This is a genomic window from Amycolatopsis sp. cg13 (genome assembly GCF_041346965.1).
Classification (GTDB): Bacteria; Actinomycetota; Actinomycetes; order Mycobacteriales; family Pseudonocardiaceae; genus Amycolatopsis.
Genome location: NZ_CP166848.1, coordinates 1,131,820 through 1,146,243, shown reverse-complemented (window position 1 = coordinate 1,146,243; position 14,424 = coordinate 1,131,820). Strand labels below are relative to the sequence as shown.

Sequence of the window (14,424 nt, the reverse complement as noted above, 5' to 3'; positions counted from 1 at the left end):
CACGGACCTCAGCGGCGGTGCACCAGGATCCGCGCGCCGTCGCCGGGCACGAGCGTGATGTGGCGGGTCTTCACTCGCTCCGGCCGCGGACTGGGCGCGCTCACCCGGTATCGCGTGAACAGTTCCCGCAGTACGATCGTCGCCTCCAGCAACGAGAATCCCGCCCCGAGACAGCGTCGTGCGCCGCCGCCGAACGGGAACCAGCTGCCGGCGGGCGGGCCGCTGCCGAGGAACCGCGTCGGGTCGAACACCTCCGGCGACGGATGGTGCGCCGGGTCCGCGTGAATGAGCGAAATCGACGGCAGCACCATGTGCCCGGCCGGAACCGTATACGGGCCGACCTGCACGTCCTTCGTGAGCTTCCGCGACACCTCGGAGATGATCGGCCGCAGCCGCATCGCTTCCTTGGCCACCGCTTCCAGGTACTTCTCGTCGCCCTCGTCCGCTGCGCGGGCGGTCTCCGCGGCGATCGCCGGATCACGGGCAAGCTCGTGCAGCGCCCAGGCCAGCGCGGTCGCCGTGGTCTCGTGTCCGGCCAGCAGCAACGTGATCAGCTGGTCGCGCAGTTCGAGGTCGCTGAGCTGGTCCTCGCCGGGCACGCTCAGCAGCCGGGACAGCACGTCGGTCCGCTGGGCCAGATCCGGCGCCGCCCGCCGCTCGGCGATCTCCGCGTACAGCAGTTGGTCGACCCGCTGCTGCCGCTCGAGATTCCGCCGCCACGGCCCGAACTTCTGCAGTGCCGGGCTGTGCCAGCCGAAAAGATCCAGCGCGCTGATGTCGATGACCTGCTCCAGCGCCACGCGCAATTCCGCCAGCCGCGGCCCGTCCGTCACCCCGAAAACGACTCGCAGGATCACTTCGAGCGTCAACGCCCGCATCCGGTCGTGCACCCGGAACGCCCGCCCCTGCGGCCACCGCTCCAGCTCCGCGACCGTCAGCTCGGTGACCATGTCGCGATACCCGCGCATCGCCGCCCCGTTGAACGCGGGCATCAGCAGCTTCCGAGCCCGGCGGTGCTCTTCCTCGTCGGTGAGCAGCACCGAATGCCCGCCCAGCATGGGTTTGAGCACCATGTTCCCCTCGCCGGCGTGGAACGTCTCGACCGGACCGGCGAAGATCTCGCGGACCAGATCGAGGTCCCCGATCAGCACCACTGACCGTTCCGGGTACAGCCGCAGCCGCACCACATTTCCGTAGCGGCGGCGCAGCAGCGGCAGCAGGGAGTTCCGGAAAGCGCCGAAAAGGACGGTTTGGACCGCCATCGGCAGGCGGGGACCAGGCGGAAGAGCGGAATGGGCGCGGATCGGCGTGCGCAGAGCCATGCTTCGTTCGTACTCGCGCCGGACGGCGGTGTCCACCAGACTTGACCCTCACGCGGCGTGAGGCGCGATCGTGGGTTCTCGCAAGGGCCGTTCGGCCGAAGAAACAGGGGGAGAGCGATGAGCTACCGAGTGGGCGAGGTGGCGGCGCTGGCCGGCGTCACCGTGCGCGCGCTGCACCACTACGACGAGATCGGGCTGTTGTCGCCGAGCGGGCGGACGACGTCCGGCTACCGGCGCTACGACGACGCCGACCTCGACCGGCTGCAGCGGATCCTGCTCTACCGGGAGCTCGGCTTTCCCCTGGAGACGATCGCGTCCGTGCTCGCGGAGCCGGGAACCGACGCCGACCACCACCTGAAACGGCAGCGGGAGCTGCTGGTGGCGCAAGGGGACCGGATCGAGCGCATGGTCGCGGCCGTCGACCGATTGCTGGAGGCGAGAGCCATGGGCAACACGTTGACGCCCGAGGAGAAGTTCGAAGTGTTCGGCGGATTCCAGGCGCCGGAGGGCTATTCGGAGGAAGCCGTGCGGCGCTGGGGCGACTGTGCGGAGTGGAAGCAGACGAAGCTGCCGGAGACCAAGGGGGAGTGGACCGAGGCGGAGCTGCAGCGGAAGGACTGGGTGCGCCGCCTGGTCGCGCTGGTCGACGAGGGCGTGCCGGCGGACAGCCCGGCGGCGGGCGAGCTAGCCGAGGAGCACCGGGCGATGCTGTCCGCGGTGATGGGGGAGTGCGGGTACGCGATGCAGCAGCGGATCGCGGCCCTGTACGCGGACGAGCCCGCGCAGCTGGCGTTCCTGGTCCGGGAGGACGAGCAGCGGCCCGGCATCGGGGCGTATGTCCGCGACGCCGTCCGGGCGAACGCCGCCCGGCAGCAGGCCTGACCCTGGGGGGTGGGAGAGACAGATCGGTTGTCTCTCCCACCTCGTGGGAAAGCGGACGGACGTCACGCTTACAGTCGGAGGTATGCAGACTTGGTCCTCCGTCGCCGTGCCCCGGCTGCCCGGCACGCCCCGCCCCCTCCGGCTCCACGACACCGCGACCGGGCAGGTCCGTCCGACCGCGCCTGGGGCCGCCGCCCGGATGTACGTCTGCGGCATCACCCCCTACGACGCCACGCACCTCGGCCACGCCGCCACCTACCTCGCGTTCGACCTGGTCAACCGCGTGTGGCGGGACAACGGGCACGAGGTGCACTACGTCCAGAACGTCACTGACATCGACGAGCCGCTGCTGGAACGCGCGGCACGCGATTCGGACGACTGGATCGTGCTGGGCATGCGCGAGACGGCGCTGTTCCGCGAGGACATGGAGGCGCTGCGGGTGCTGCCGCCGCGCCAGTTCGTCGGCGCGGTCGAGGCGATCCCGGAGATCGTCGAGGTCATCGCGAAGCTGCTCGCCGACGGCAGCGCCTACCGCGCGGACGACGCCGAGTTCCCGGACGTCTACTTCGACCACAACGCGACCGGCCGGTTCGGCTACGAGTCGAACTACGACGCCGAGACCATGGCGAAGTTCTTCGCCGAACGCGGCGGCGACCCGGACCGTCCCGGCAAGCGGCACCCGCTGGACGCGCTGCTGTGGCGCGTCGCGCGCGAAGGCGAGCCGTCGTGGGAGTCGGAGCTGGGCGCTGGGCGGCCCGGCTGGCACATCGAATGCAGTGCGATCGCAGTGAACCGCCTCGGGCTCGGATTCGACGTGCAGGGCGGCGGTTCCGATCTGATCTTCCCGCACCACGAGTACAGCGCGGCGCACGCCGAAGCGGTCGCCGCCGACCATCCGTTCGCCCGGCACTACGTGCACGCCGGGATGATCGGGCTCGACGGCGAGAAGATGTCGAAGTCCCGCGGCAACCTGGTCTTCGTGTCGCGGCTGCGCGCCGACGGCATCGACCCGGCCGCGATCCGGCTGGCGCTGTTCGCCGGGCACTACCGCGAGGACCGGGCGTGGACTGATCAGCTGCTGGTCGACGCGCAGGAGCGGCTGGCCCGCTGGCGCGAAGCGGTCGCGCTGCCGGCCGGGCCCGACGCGGGGGACACCGTGGCGCGGCTGCGCGACCACCTCTCCGACGACCTGAACACGCCGAAGGCGCTCACCGCGATCGACGCCTGGGTCACTGCGGCACTGCGCCGCGACGGCACCGACCAGGCCGCGCCGGGCCTGATCAAGGAAGCCGTGGACGCCTTGCTGGGCATCGTTCTCTGAGCTTGTGACAGCGGGCAGCGGCCGGAACTCGATCCGGCCGATGCCCGCTGACTCAACTGTATAACGACCTATACATCCTGGCACCGGCCATGCGCCAGCGCCAGGTGGTCGCCTTCCCAGCGGCGGCGCAACCACCGATCATGCGAGGCGAGGACGACCGCGCCCGGCGCGCTGTCGAGCGCTTCGGACAGTTCCTCGGCCAGGCTGAGCGACAGGTGGTTGGTCGGCTCGTCCAGCAGCAGCACGTCCGGCGGTTCCGCGAGCAGCACCGCCAGCGCCAACCGGCGACGCTGACCCGCCGAAAGCTCGCCGACCGGGCGATCGTGTTCCCTCGGCGGCAGCAACCCGAGCGTGGATAGCGACGGAGCCGCTTCACCGGCCGCGGCGCGGTACACCTCTTGCGCGGTCCGCTTCGGCCGGGCGAACGTGACGTCCTGCTCCAGCAACCCCACGCGCACGCCGGGTCCGAAGTGGACAGTCCCGGCCGACGGGGTCAGCTGACCGGCCAGTACGGACAGCAGGGTGGATTTGCCCGCCCCATTGCCGCCGGTGACGAGGAGCCGCGCGCTGCGGTCCACGTCCAACTCGTCCAACTGCACTCGACCCGGGACCGCGATGCCGCGCACCGAAACCGCCGGGCCTTCGCCGCTGGTGTCCGCGGTCAGCGGGGCTCGAAACCGAAGCGGCGCTGGCGGTTTGCGGACTTGCTCGCGCTCCAGTGTGTCCAGCTTGAGCTGCGCGTTCCGGACCCGGCGGGAAATCTGCTTCTGCACGCGACCGGTCTTGAAGTCGTAGAGCATCTTCGCGTTGTCGCGCGGCGCACGGTTGTGTGCGACGCGCCGCGCGGTGCCGTGCACGGATTCCCGCAACTGCTTGAGTTCCTCCTGTTCTTCGGTGAAGCGCTGCTCCCACCGCGCGCGTTCGGCCTTTTTCTGGCCGAGGTAGTCGGTGTAGCTGCCGCCGTAGCGCGTCGCGCCGCCCACGCGGCGATCGGCCGGAACCGGGTCCAAGTCCACGATGTCCGTGCAGACCGCGTCGAGGAACACGCGATCGTGCGAGGACAGCACGACGACGCCGGTCAGTTCCGCGAGGTGCCGTTCGAGGAACTCCATGGCGTTGTCGTCGAGGTGGTTGGTCGGTTCGTCGAGCAGCAGAATGCGTGGCCGCCGCACCAGCAGCGCGGCCAGCCCGAGCCGCGACCGCTGGCCGCCGGAGAGCGTGTGCAGCCGCCGGTCGTGCTTGATGTCGCCGAGCCCGAGACCGGTGAGGACGAGGTCCGCGCGCCGGTCCGCGTCCCACAGGTCGTGCGCCTGCGCCCATTCCAGGACGTGGCCGTACTCGCTGAGCACGTCCGGGTCTTCGGGGCGTTCGGCGAGCACGGCGGCGAGCTTGTCGAGCGTCGCCGCCGCGGTGCGGATCTCGGCGAGTGCCTCGTCAAGGACGTCGGAAACCGTTGCGGTGCCGGCGAACGGCAGTTCCTGGAAGAGGAAGCCGAGGTCGCCGTGCCGCACGACGTCGCCGCCGCGCGGGACTTCGAGCCCGGCGAGCAGCCGGAGCAGAGTGGATTTCCCGACCCCGTTTTCGCCGACGAGACCGATCCGTCTCCCGGGCGACGCGACGAGCGAAACGCCGTTGAGGACGGTGCGGGCGCCGTAGCCGAAGACGAGGTCGGAGGCGTGCAGGACAGTAGACATGCGTGAGCACCGGGCCTTTGCGGTGGAAGCGAAATCCCCGACGGGCAACGCGCGGCTTCCCGGGAGCAGGGCTCGACCGGGAGCGGCCTCGATGCGGGGAGGGCTCGGTTCAGCTGTCCATGATGGCCGGGAGCCTAACGCGGGACGCCCCCGCTCGCGCAACCAGTTTTTCCCGGAACGTTCGGCGGCCTTGACGCCGGGGCGGCGGCCTGCAACTCTGAAAGAACAGTTTCGAAAGAAACCCTTCAGAGTTTGGACGGACCACAGATGGCCGAACTGCCCCCGCGCAAGCGGATCGACGACGTCGAGCTGCTGCGCGCGCTCGCGCATCCGCTCCGCTCGGCGCTGGTGCACCACCTGATGGCAGTCGGCCCGTCGACGGCCAGCGAATGCGCCGACGCAGTGGGCTCGACGGCGTCGAACTGCAGCTGGCATCTGCGCAAACTGGCGGAACACGGCCTGGTCGAGCGCGCCGAGGGCGGCGACGGTCGGGAACGGCCGTGGCGGGCCTGTCAGGTCGGGCTGGTGCTGGGCAATCCGGGCGGCGATCCGGCGCTCGCGGCGGCACAGCTCGCGGTCACCGGCACGGAGCTGGCCGAGGAGCAGGAGCTGACCCAGCGGTACCTCGACACGGTCGAGACCCTGGACGAGGACTGGCGCGAAACCGGCGGATTCTTCTCCTACGGGCTGAACGCGACGCCCGAAGAAGTCAACGCGCTGACGAAAGCGATCGACGATCTGATTCGGCCGTACGTCAGCTCCATCCGCGAGGACGCGCCTGCCGACGCCCGCGCGGTCTTCCTCGGGATGCGTGCCTTCCGCCGGATCGGGCACGACGGGAAACCGGCGTGAGACGCCTGCTCGCGGCACCGGGATTCGCCCGGCTCTGGGTCTCCGCGTTCTTCGGCGAAACCGCCGAATGGATGCTGCAGGTCGCGCTGCCGGTGTACCTGTTCGTGCGCACCGGTTCGGCGGTCACGACCGCGTTGAGCATCGTGCTCGGGCTGCTGCCGGCAGTACTGCTGAGCCCGATCGCCGGGGTCGTCGCGGACCGGTGGGACCGCCGGGTCGTGCTGGCCGTGGTGTGCGCCGGACAGGCGCTCGTGGTGCTGCCGCTGCTGATCGGGACCGAACTGCCGGTCGCGGCCGTCTACGCGGTGATGGCGGGGCAAGCGGGACTGGCGTCGGTGTTCGAACCCGCGCGCAGCGCGCTGGTGCCGGAACTGGTCGGCGTCGAGGACGTCACCTCGGCGAACGGGCTGATGAGCGTGAACGGCAGCGTCGCGCGGCTCGCGGGCGGCTGGGCCGGGGGAGCACTGCTGGGGTGGGGCGGGCTGGATCGCGTGATCGTCGGCTACCTCGTCGCGCTCGCGGCGGCGGGGATGCTGCTCGCGTTCCCGTTCCGCCGCGTGACGGTGCGGAAAACCGTGCCCGAGCAGACGGACTGGCTCGCCGGAATCCGCGATCTGGCGGGAAAGCGGCTCCGGCCGACGAGCGTGTCGGCGCTGCTGACCTCGCTCGCGCAGGGCATGTTCCTGGTGCTGTTCGTGGTGTTCGTGCTCGACGTCCTCCGCGGCAGCGAGGCCGACGCCGGACTCTTGCGCGGCGTGCAGGCGATCGGCGGGCTCGCGGCCGGGTTCGCGGTGGCGACGCTGGCGCGCCGGGTCGCGCCGGTGCTGTTGCAGGGGTGGGGTCTGGTCGCCGCCGGATTGATGTCGGTCGCGATCTGGAACCTGCCCGGCGCGACGACGGTGCTCGGGGTGTACGTCGGGCTGTTCATGGCCGTCGGCGCGCCTGCCGTGGTGGCTGGTGCCGGGCTGCTGTCGCACGTCCAGGCGGAGACCGGCCCGGACCGGGCGGGACGGGTGCTGAGCACGGTGTACGCGCTGATGGCCGCGGGCACGGCGGCCGGTTCGCTGCTGGCCGGGGCGCTCCTCACGGTGACCGGTCCGACAGTGCTGCTGAACGTGCAGGCAGGCCTTCACGTGAGCGCGGGGCTGGTCGTTCTGGGGTGGGGGAATGGGCGGTTCCGGCGCTCCCGGGCGCGGAAAGTCGTTACGGTGGAGAAGTGCCGTCTCTCTTCGCCACCAGCGACCTCCACGTGACCCACGAGGGCAACGGCCCGATCGTCGACGAGGTCGTTCCCGACGATCCCGGCGACTGGCTGCTCGTCGCCGGCGACGTCGCGGAGTCCGCCAAGGTCATCCGGGGGACGCTCGCGAGGCTGCGCGAGCGGTTCGCGAAGGTCGTGTGGGTCCCGGGCAACCACGAGCTGTGGACCACGCCGAACGACGAATGCCAGCTGCGCGGCCAGGCGCGGTACGAGTTCCTGGTGGAGCAGTGCCGCGAGATCGACGTGCTCACGCCCGAGGACGAGTTCCCGGTGTGGGACTTCGGCCCGGAGCCGTTGACTATCGCGCCGCTGTTCGTGTTCTACGACTACAGCTGGCGCACCCCGGCGACCGAAGGCAAGACTCGCGAAGAGGCGCTCGCGCACGCGCGCGAAATCGGCGTCGTGTGCACTGACGAGTACTACCTGCACCCGGACCCGTACGAATCGCGCGCGGCCTGGTGCGAGCAACGGCTGAAGGTGAGCCGTGACCGGCTGGACGCGATCCCGGCCGACCGCCGCACGATCCTGATGTCGCACTGGCCGCTGCACCGGCACCCGACGAACCCGTTGTACTACCCCGATTTCGCGCTCTGGTGCGGCACCACGCAGACCGAGGACTGGCACCTGCGCTACCGCGCCGAGCTGGCCGTCTACGGGCACCTGCACATCCCGCGCACGACGTCCGCGGACGGCGTGCGGTTCGAGGAAGTGTCGCTCGGCTACCCGCGCGAGTGGCGGAAGCGGGCCCGGGGCGCGGTTCCGGTGCGGAAGCTGCTCACCGCCTGAGCACAGCGGGACGCGATCGGCGCGCTCGCGTCCCGGCTGTGCCCAGGCGCGGGGATCAGTCGAACGAGAGCCGGCAGGCCGTCACCGCGACCTGTGCGGGCACGTACTCGCGGCGGAGGACCCAGTAGCACTCCTCGAACGAGCCGGCGTCGCACGCGTCGTGCGCGAGCCAGGGCTCGACGTCGTACTCGGCCACCGCATAGTCCATGCAGGCGCCGAAGTCATTCGCCGTCACCGGGGAAACCGGGGCCGCCGACGCTGTCGCCGCCGACGCGGTGATCGCGCCCGCCGCGAGCACTGCCGCCGCTAGAGCCTTGCCGAACATTCTCGTACCTCCTGGTCCGCGCGATGTCGCTCGCGCCAGGCCAGTCAACGAGACGCGCTCGGGAGGGCACCAGAGCAGCGCGGAGCGATCAGTCAACGGCGCAGGCACCGTCATCCCGCCGGGCGGGCCGAGGTCACTGTTCGTAGATCAGGAGCTACCGTGCGTTCGCTCTCCAGGGGCCGGGATTGCTCCCGCCCGCGAACGGGTCAGCGGAGGCCGAAGCCGCCGTCCTGCCCGGGGCGGCGCCGCCGCAGGTACCGCTCGAACTCGGCGGCGATCTTGTCGCCCGAGACCTCCTCCATGGTGAAGTCGGTCTCGGCGTCGCCGCGCTCCTCGAGGCTGCGCACGTACTCGCTGATTTCCTCGTCCTCGTCGGCCATTTCGCTGACCGTCTGCTGCCATTCCTCGGCCTGCTCCGGCAGCGCGCCGAGCGGGATCTCGACGTCGAGGACGTCCTCCAGCTTGTGCAGCAGCGCCAGCGTGGCCTTCGGCGACGGCGGGTGCGAGACGTAGTGCGGCACCGCGGCCCAGATCGACACCGCCGGGATGCCGACCTGCACGCAGTAGTCCTGCAGGATCCCGACGATCCCGGTCGGGCCCTGGTAGTTGTTCAGCTCCAGCCGGTACTTGCTCGCGGTGTCCTTGTCGTAGGCCGTCCCGGTGACCGGGACCGGGCGGGTGTGCGCGGTGTCGGCCAGCAGGGCGCCGAGCGCGACCACCATCGACACGTCCAGCTCCTGGACGTGCTCCACGATCTCGGCGCAGAACTTCCGCCAGCGCATGTTCGGCTCCGGGCCCTGCACCAGCACGAGGTCGCGGTCGAGGCCCTCGGGACGGCACACCGACAGCCGCGTGGTCGGCCATTCGACCCGCCGGGTGATGCCGTCGACCATCTTCACCGTGGGGCGGCTGACCTGGAAGTCGTAGTAGTCGTCCGGCTCGAGCTCGGCCAGCGGCGTCGCGTCCCACGTGAGCTGGAGGTGTTCGATCGCCTGGCTCGCCGCGTCGCCCGCGTCATTCCAGCCCTCGAAAGCCAGAATCATGATCGGGCGTTGGTCATCGGCGCGGTCCTGCTCCGGGTCGCCGGGCCGCGGGGTGTCGTCGACAGGCTCACTCACCTGACCAGCCTACGGCCTCCGCCACCTACGCTGCGCAGCGTGTCCGCCCCCGCGTGTCACGGAGCGGGTGTGGCCCCGCTCACGGCGGCCCGCGTGGGACGCTGGAGGCGAGCGCGCCCAGCCGGAGCGGCGCACCGGACAAGGAGAAACTGTGACTGCACCGTCCTCTTCGGACGGACTGGCGGCTGTCCTCTGGGACATGGACGGCACCCTCGTCGATTCCGAGAAACTGTGGGACGTCGCGCTGTACGAGGCCGCCGAGGCGCTCGGCGGCACGCTTTCGGAGGAAGTCCGGATGACGCTCGTGGGGTCCAACATGGACGCCACCGCCACCGTGCTGCTCGAGCAGACCGGTCGCCCAGTCACCCCGGAAGCGGTCGCGGAAACCGGGGAGTGGATCCGCCGCCGCACCGCCGGGCTGTTCGACGACGCGCTGCCCTGGCGTCCGGGCGCGCGCGAGGCGCTGGCCGCGGTCCGCGCGGCCGGGCTCAAGTCCGCGCTGGTCACCTCCACCGAACGCGCGCTGACCGAACTCGCGCTCGACACGATCGGGCGGGAATTCTTCGACGTCACGGTCTGCGGCGACGAGGTCGACGGCCAGAACAAACCCCTCCCGCGGCCGTACCTGAAGGCCGCCGAACTGCTCGGCGTGGCGCCGGGCCGGTGCGTCGCGGTCGAGGACTCGCCGCCGGGCGCGGAATCGGCCGAAAGCGCAGGCTGCACGGTGCTCGTCGTCCCCAACGACGTGCCCGTCCCGGACGGCCCGCGCCGGGTCTTCCGCACCTCGCTGGCCGGCGTCGGCGTGCCCGAACTGGCGGCGCTGCTGCCGTCGCTGTGACCTCGGCGGCATCCGGGTCACCCGGAACGGCGCGGGCGAGCGCGGGATGAAAGGATCCGGCCTCGTGAAGACCTTCGATGAGCTGTTCGCGGAGCTTGCCGAGCGCGCGCGTACCCGTCCCGACGGGTCCGGCACCGTCGCCGCACTGGACGCCGGGGTGCACGCACAGGGCAAGAAGGTGCTCGAAGAGGCGGGCGAGGTGTGGATCGCCGCCGAGCACGAATCCGACGACCGGCTGTCGGAAGAGATCTCGCAGCTGCTGTACCGGGTGCAGGTGCTCATGCTCGGCCGGGGAATCTCGACCGAGGACGTGTACCGCTACCTGTGACGCGCTCGCGCACCGGATACCGAGGAGAAACCGAAATGCTGCGTGTTGCCGTGCCGAACAAGGGAGCCCTCGCCGCCGCTTCGGCGGAGATGCTTTCCGAGGCGGGCTACCGCAAGCGACATGACGGCAAGGACCTGACCGTCCTCGACCCGGTCAACGAGGTCGAGTTCTTCTTCCTCCGGCCGAAGGACATCGCCATTTACGTCGGTTCCGGCGAGCTGGACCTCGGCATCACCGGGCGCGATCTCGCGCTCGATTCCGGGGCGCCGGTGGACGAGGTGCTCGCGCTCGGGTTCGGGGCGTCTACGTTCCGGTACGCCGCGCCTGCCGGGCGGGACTGGAAACCTGCCGATTTGCACGGGAAGCGGCTGGCTACGTCGTATCCGCGGCTGGTCCGGGACGATCTTGCTCGGCATGGCGTTGAGGCTGAGGTGATTCGGCTCGACGGGGCGGTGGAGATCTCGATCCAGCTTGGGGTCGCGGACGCTATTGCCGATGTGGTCGAGTCCGGGCGGTCGTTGCGGCAGCACAATCTGGTGGCGTTCGGGGAGCCGATTTGTGCTTCTGAGGCTGTGTTGCTGCAGCGGGCCGGGAGCGAGGGGTCTCGGGCCAAGTCGCAGCTCGCGGCTCGGTTGCAGGGTGTGGTGTTCGCGCAGCACTACATGATGCTCGACTACGACTGCCCGAGGGAGATTCTGGAGCGGGCTATTTCGATCACGCCGGGACTGGAGTCGCCTACGGTGGCTCCGCTGGCGGACGAGAAGTGGGTCGCGGTGCGGGCGATGGTGCCGCGTAAGGAAGTCAACCGGATCATGGACGAGTTGGCCGAGACTGGCGCCAAGGCTGTGCTGGCGTCGGACATTCGGTCCTGTCGGTTGTAGAAAACTCTTGTACAGAGGGCGTCTTCTCTTCGGGGGAGACGCCCTCTGTCGCATGTGGACGGTGCGTCAGCGCGGGCGGTTCGGACGCTTGGGCATCAGGTCGTACAGCTTCTTGCGCGCGCCGTTGTCGTTGACGTTGCGGGCGACCGCCACCTCGGAAATGAAGTCCTCGAACACGAACTCGTCGTCAGCAGGGACTTCGGTGGGACCGGGATTCTGCGCGAGATAACTGTCGAGGGTTTCGGCGATCTCCCGGAACGACACCGCCTGGATGGTCTCCGGAGCGAACGTGGTCACCGGGACCCCATGTGCGGCCGCTTCGTTCATCACTACGCCCAAGGGCACGTGCGAGAGCATGGGGACTCCGAAGGAGTACATCTCCTGCAGGGCGGCTGCGGCGTAGTGCGAGATGGGGCGGCGGTATAGGCCGGGGACGATGCCGAACCACGCGATGGGGGCGCGGCCGGTGGTTTGTTCTACGTAGCGGACCTGTTCCGACAGCAGGCGCAGGGCCCGGATGCTCGTTTTGTCCGGCTGGACCGGGACCAGGATGCCGTGCGAGGCGGCCAGCGCGTTGTTCGTCAGGACGTCCTGGGCCGGCGGGCAGTCGATGATCACGTGGTCGTAGTGGGCGAACTGGATCACCCTCGCCAGCTGCCAGCCGGGCACGCGGAACTGGTCCAGCCTCCGGATCAGGTCGAACATGCCGGGAGACGTGGGGATCACGTCGAACGCGCCGCCGCGGCCGATGTTGCTGCGCGGGTGCGGCACCGCCAGCTGCTCGATCGGGCCCTTCCACAGCTTCGTCAGCGCCTTCGCCAGGCTCGGCGCGTCCGCCGGGACCTCGTCCATGCCGAGCATCTCGGTGGTCGCGTGCCCCTGCGGGTCGAGGTCGACGAGCAGCACCCGCCTGCCGCGTTCGGCGAGGGCCGCGGCCGCGCCCACGCTCAGCGAGGTTTTGCCCACCCCGCCCTTCTGGTTGACCACCGAGGTGATCTGCATGCCGGAGCGCTCCCTTGTCGGTCGTTCCGCGAAGGCTATCGGACTCGTGCGCCGCGGCGCGCTCATCCGCCCCCGGCCTGTCGCGGACGCACCAGCAAAGCCTGCGCGCCGGTGCCGACCGGACCGGAACGATCGTGCAGCGTACTGGTCGCGGTGCCGACGCCGTGCGGCCCGACCAGCGTCACCGCGTCGAGGCCGATCCACTCGCCCTCGGGGATCCGGCGCAGGTGCACGGTGAGCTCCGAGTTGATGAACCACCACTCGGCGGTCGGAAGGAAGTGCGACACCCCGTTGCCGGAGTCGGCGATGGCGAACAGCCGTTGCAGACCCGTCGGTTCCTCGCCGTCGACCAGCGGATACCGCTGCCGCGCCCACACCGCGGCCGGGCCGGGACCGGAGATCGCGCCGCGGACCGCACGCCATTCGATCGCGTGCAGGTAACCGCCCTGCCAATCGTCCGGGAAGGCCGCTTCGCTGCCCGCGTCCGCCGCGGGCAGCAGCGGACCGCCGTCGGTGGCGATGTCGGCGGTGTCCGACGTCGCGATCCGCCATCCTGACGCCCGCGCGACCGTCCGGCCGTTCGCGGACAGCTCGGACTGGACCAATTCGACCGTCCGGCCCGGCCGTTCGATCCACGACCGCTGCTCCAGTTCGCCCACCGGAGCCGGGCCGAGGATCTCGACCGTCACCCGCGCCAGCTGCGCCGGATGCTTCGACTCCAGCCCTTCGAGCCCGCGCACCAGCAACGCCGACGGCGGGCCGAAATGCTGCGCGCCCGGATCCCACGGGCCGGTGGTGTGCTCAGTCGCCTCGTACCGGTCGCCGCCGAGCGGGAGAAAGAACGCGTCGCCCATCAGTCGGCCCGGTCCAAAACGGTTTCCTCGCCCGGATCAGGCTCCGGCCAGCCCGGATACTCCGGCGGCGTGCCGCCGAACTCCGGGCAATGCGCCTGGTGATCGCACCACGAGCACAGCTTGCCCTTGTTCGGCCGGAAATCGCCGGTCTTGCCCGCCTTCAGGATCGCCTGCCAGATCGCTTCCAGCGTGCGCTCGAACCGGACCAGCTCCGCTTCGTCCGGCGTGTAGGCCAGCGACTGGCCGTCGGTGAGGTACATCAGCTTCAGCTGCCGCGGGACGACCCCGCGCAACCGCCACAGCACCAGCGCGTAGAACTTCATCTGGAAGAGCGCTTTGGCCTCGCCGATTTCCCGCGGCGCGGCCCCGGTTTTGTAGTCCACGACCCGGATCTCGCCGGTCGGCGCGACATCCACCCGGTCGATGTACCCGCGCAGCAGCACCCCCGAGCCCAGCTCGATCTCCACGTGCAGCTCGCACGCCTCCGGCTCCAGCCTGCGCGGATCTTCCAGCTCGAAGTACGAGTCGAGCAGCTTTTCGGCTGAAGCCAGCCACTTGTCGGTCTCGCCGGGTTCGCCGTCCGCGAACAACTCTGTCCACTCCGGACTGTCGCCGGACAGCTCCGTCCAGGTCGGCGCCAGGAGTTCCTTCGCGCGCGGAGCTACCCGTTCGGCGGCCGGAAGGGCGAAAAGCCGTTCCAGGACTGCGTGGACGAGCGTGCCGCGCAGCTGCGCCCTGGTAGGGACCTCCGGCAGCCGGTCGACTGCGCGGAATCGGTAGAGCAGCGGGCACTGCTTGAAGTCGCTCGCCCGGGACGGCGACAACGCAGGCCGCCTCCTGGCGGGCGCGCCTGCCTCGGGAGGGGTGGTGACCGTGGCGGTGTCGGACATGGGGCAGAGCGTAACGCCGGGGTACGACAATTGTTTGGTCCCGGCTTCGCCGGGACGGGCGAGATCGCTT

General features: G+C 70.3%; 15 protein-coding genes. 8 read left to right on the top strand and 7 right to left on the bottom strand.

Annotated elements, in window-relative coordinates; all coding sequences use genetic code 11:
* Window positions 1-8: 8 nt before the first annotated feature.
* A complete protein-coding gene (locus AB5I40_RS05095) occupies window positions 9-1,322 on the bottom strand; it encodes a cytochrome P450 (protein ID WP_370940454.1) in 1,314 nt (437 codons plus the stop codon).
* 117 nt (window positions 1,323-1,439) lie between these two features.
* Here AB5I40_RS05095 and AB5I40_RS05090 point away from each other — a divergent pair, with 117 nt between their 5' ends.
* Both AB5I40_RS05090 and mshC read left to right on the top strand, forming a co-directional pair.
* Entirely contained in the window at window positions 1,440-2,204 is a 765-nt protein-coding gene (locus AB5I40_RS05090) for a MerR family transcriptional regulator (protein WP_370937239.1), read from the top strand.
* A gap of 82 nt (window positions 2,205-2,286) precedes the next feature.
* Window positions 2,287-3,525: a cysteine--1-D-myo-inosityl 2-amino-2-deoxy-alpha-D-glucopyranoside ligase gene (gene mshC, locus AB5I40_RS05085; RefSeq protein ID WP_370937238.1), complete on the top strand. Its 1,239-nt coding sequence runs from the start codon at window positions 2,287-2,289 to the stop codon at window positions 3,523-3,525.
* Window positions 3,526-3,593: 68 nt separating this feature from the next.
* Here mshC and AB5I40_RS05080 read toward each other — a convergent pair whose 3' ends face one another.
* Window positions 3,594-5,219, bottom strand: coding sequence for an ABC-F family ATP-binding cassette domain-containing protein (locus AB5I40_RS05080; protein ID WP_370937237.1), 1,626 nt, complete (start codon window positions 5,217-5,219; stop codon window positions 3,594-3,596).
* Between the two features lie 267 nt (window positions 5,220-5,486).
* On the opposite strand from AB5I40_RS05080, the gene AB5I40_RS05075 reads away from it, so the two are divergent.
* From AB5I40_RS05075 to AB5I40_RS05065, 3 genes are read left to right on the top strand one after another with little or no spacing between them, the layout of a single operon-like run.
* Window positions 5,487-6,071 carry a helix-turn-helix domain-containing protein gene (locus AB5I40_RS05075; protein WP_370937236.1) on the top strand — a complete coding sequence of 195 codons (585 nt, stop codon included), beginning with the start codon at window positions 5,487-5,489 and terminating at the stop codon, window positions 6,069-6,071.
* On the top strand, window positions 6,068-7,324 hold the full coding sequence (locus tag AB5I40_RS05070) for an MFS transporter (RefSeq protein ID WP_370937235.1): 1,257 nt from the start codon (window positions 6,068-6,070) through the stop codon (window positions 7,322-7,324). Before AB5I40_RS05075 ends, AB5I40_RS05070 begins: the two co-directional genes overlap by 4 nt.
* Complete coding sequence (locus tag AB5I40_RS05065) at window positions 7,288-8,118, top strand: metallophosphoesterase (RefSeq protein ID WP_370937234.1); 831 nt, start codon at window positions 7,288-7,290, stop codon at window positions 8,116-8,118. The genes AB5I40_RS05070 and AB5I40_RS05065 overlap by 37 nt, the downstream gene beginning before the upstream one ends.
* 55 nt (window positions 8,119-8,173) lie before the next feature.
* Here the strand turns inward: AB5I40_RS05065 and AB5I40_RS05060 are convergent, their stop codons facing one another.
* On the bottom strand, window positions 8,174-8,443 hold the full coding sequence (locus AB5I40_RS05060; protein WP_370937233.1) for a hypothetical protein: 270 nt from the start codon (window positions 8,441-8,443) through the stop codon (window positions 8,174-8,176).
* Window positions 8,444-8,649: 206 nt separating this feature from the next.
* On the bottom strand, window positions 8,650-9,561 hold the full coding sequence (locus AB5I40_RS05055; protein ID WP_370937232.1) for a PAC2 family protein: 912 nt from the start codon (window positions 9,559-9,561) through the stop codon (window positions 8,650-8,652).
* 151 nt (window positions 9,562-9,712) lie between these two features.
* Here AB5I40_RS05055 and AB5I40_RS05050 point away from each other — a divergent pair, with 151 nt between their 5' ends.
* From AB5I40_RS05050 to hisG, 3 genes are all read left to right on the top strand, one after another.
* Entirely contained in the window at window positions 9,713-10,399 is a 687-nt protein-coding gene (locus AB5I40_RS05050; protein ID WP_344274123.1) for an HAD family phosphatase, read from the top strand.
* A 64-nt stretch (window positions 10,400-10,463) separates the two neighbouring features.
* A complete protein-coding gene (locus AB5I40_RS05045) occupies window positions 10,464-10,727 on the top strand; it encodes a phosphoribosyl-ATP diphosphatase (RefSeq protein ID WP_027927607.1) in 264 nt (87 codons plus the stop codon).
* 35 nt (window positions 10,728-10,762) lie between these two features.
* The gene (gene hisG, locus AB5I40_RS05040) at window positions 10,763-11,608 is read left to right on the top strand and encodes an ATP phosphoribosyltransferase (protein ID WP_182894715.1); all 846 of its coding nucleotides are present in this window, start codon (window positions 10,763-10,765) and stop codon (window positions 11,606-11,608) included.
* Between the two features lie 66 nt (window positions 11,609-11,674).
* Here the strand turns inward: hisG and AB5I40_RS05035 are convergent, their stop codons facing one another.
* The 3 genes from AB5I40_RS05035 to AB5I40_RS05025 form a co-directional block, all read right to left on the bottom strand.
* On the bottom strand, window positions 11,675-12,610 hold the full coding sequence (locus AB5I40_RS05035) for a ParA family protein (RefSeq protein ID WP_370937231.1): 936 nt from the start codon (window positions 12,608-12,610) through the stop codon (window positions 11,675-11,677).
* Between the two features lie 62 nt (window positions 12,611-12,672).
* Complete coding sequence (locus tag AB5I40_RS05030) at window positions 12,673-13,464, bottom strand: thioesterase family protein (RefSeq protein WP_370937230.1); 792 nt, start codon at window positions 13,462-13,464, stop codon at window positions 12,673-12,675.
* The gene (locus AB5I40_RS05025) at window positions 13,464-14,354 is read right to left on the bottom strand and encodes a RecB family exonuclease (RefSeq protein ID WP_354751035.1); all 891 of its coding nucleotides are present in this window, start codon (window positions 14,352-14,354) and stop codon (window positions 13,464-13,466) included. The genes AB5I40_RS05030 and AB5I40_RS05025 overlap by 1 nt, the downstream gene beginning before the upstream one ends.
* Between the last annotated feature and the right edge of the window lie 70 nt (window positions 14,355-14,424).

Coding starts and splice junctions, on each gene's coding strand:
- AB5I40_RS05095 (WP_370940454.1), bottom strand. CDS start 1,322: ATGGCTCTGCGCACGCCGATCCGCGCCCATTCCGCTCTTCCGCCTGGT.
- AB5I40_RS05090 (WP_370937239.1), top strand. CDS start 1,440: ATGAGCTACCGAGTGGGCGAGGTGGCGGCGCTGGCCGGCGTCACCGTG.
- mshC (WP_370937238.1), top strand. CDS start 2,287: ATGCAGACTTGGTCCTCCGTCGCCGTGCCCCGGCTGCCCGGCACGCCC.
- AB5I40_RS05080 (WP_370937237.1), bottom strand. CDS start 5,219: ATGTCTACTGTCCTGCACGCCTCCGACCTCGTCTTCGGCTACGGCGCC.
- AB5I40_RS05075 (WP_370937236.1), top strand. CDS start 5,487: ATGGCCGAACTGCCCCCGCGCAAGCGGATCGACGACGTCGAGCTGCTG.
- AB5I40_RS05060 (WP_370937233.1), bottom strand. CDS start 8,443: ATGTTCGGCAAGGCTCTAGCGGCGGCAGTGCTCGCGGCGGGCGCGATC.
- hisG (WP_182894715.1), top strand. CDS start 10,763: ATGCTGCGTGTTGCCGTGCCGAACAAGGGAGCCCTCGCCGCCGCTTCG.
- AB5I40_RS05035 (WP_370937231.1), bottom strand. CDS start 12,610: ATGCAGATCACCTCGGTGGTCAACCAGAAGGGCGGGGTGGGCAAAACC.
- AB5I40_RS05030 (WP_370937230.1), bottom strand. CDS start 13,464: ATGGGCGACGCGTTCTTTCTCCCGCTCGGCGGCGACCGGTACGAGGCG.
- AB5I40_RS05025 (WP_354751035.1), bottom strand. CDS start 14,354: ATGTCCGACACCGCCACGGTCACCACCCCTCCCGAGGCAGGCGCGCCC.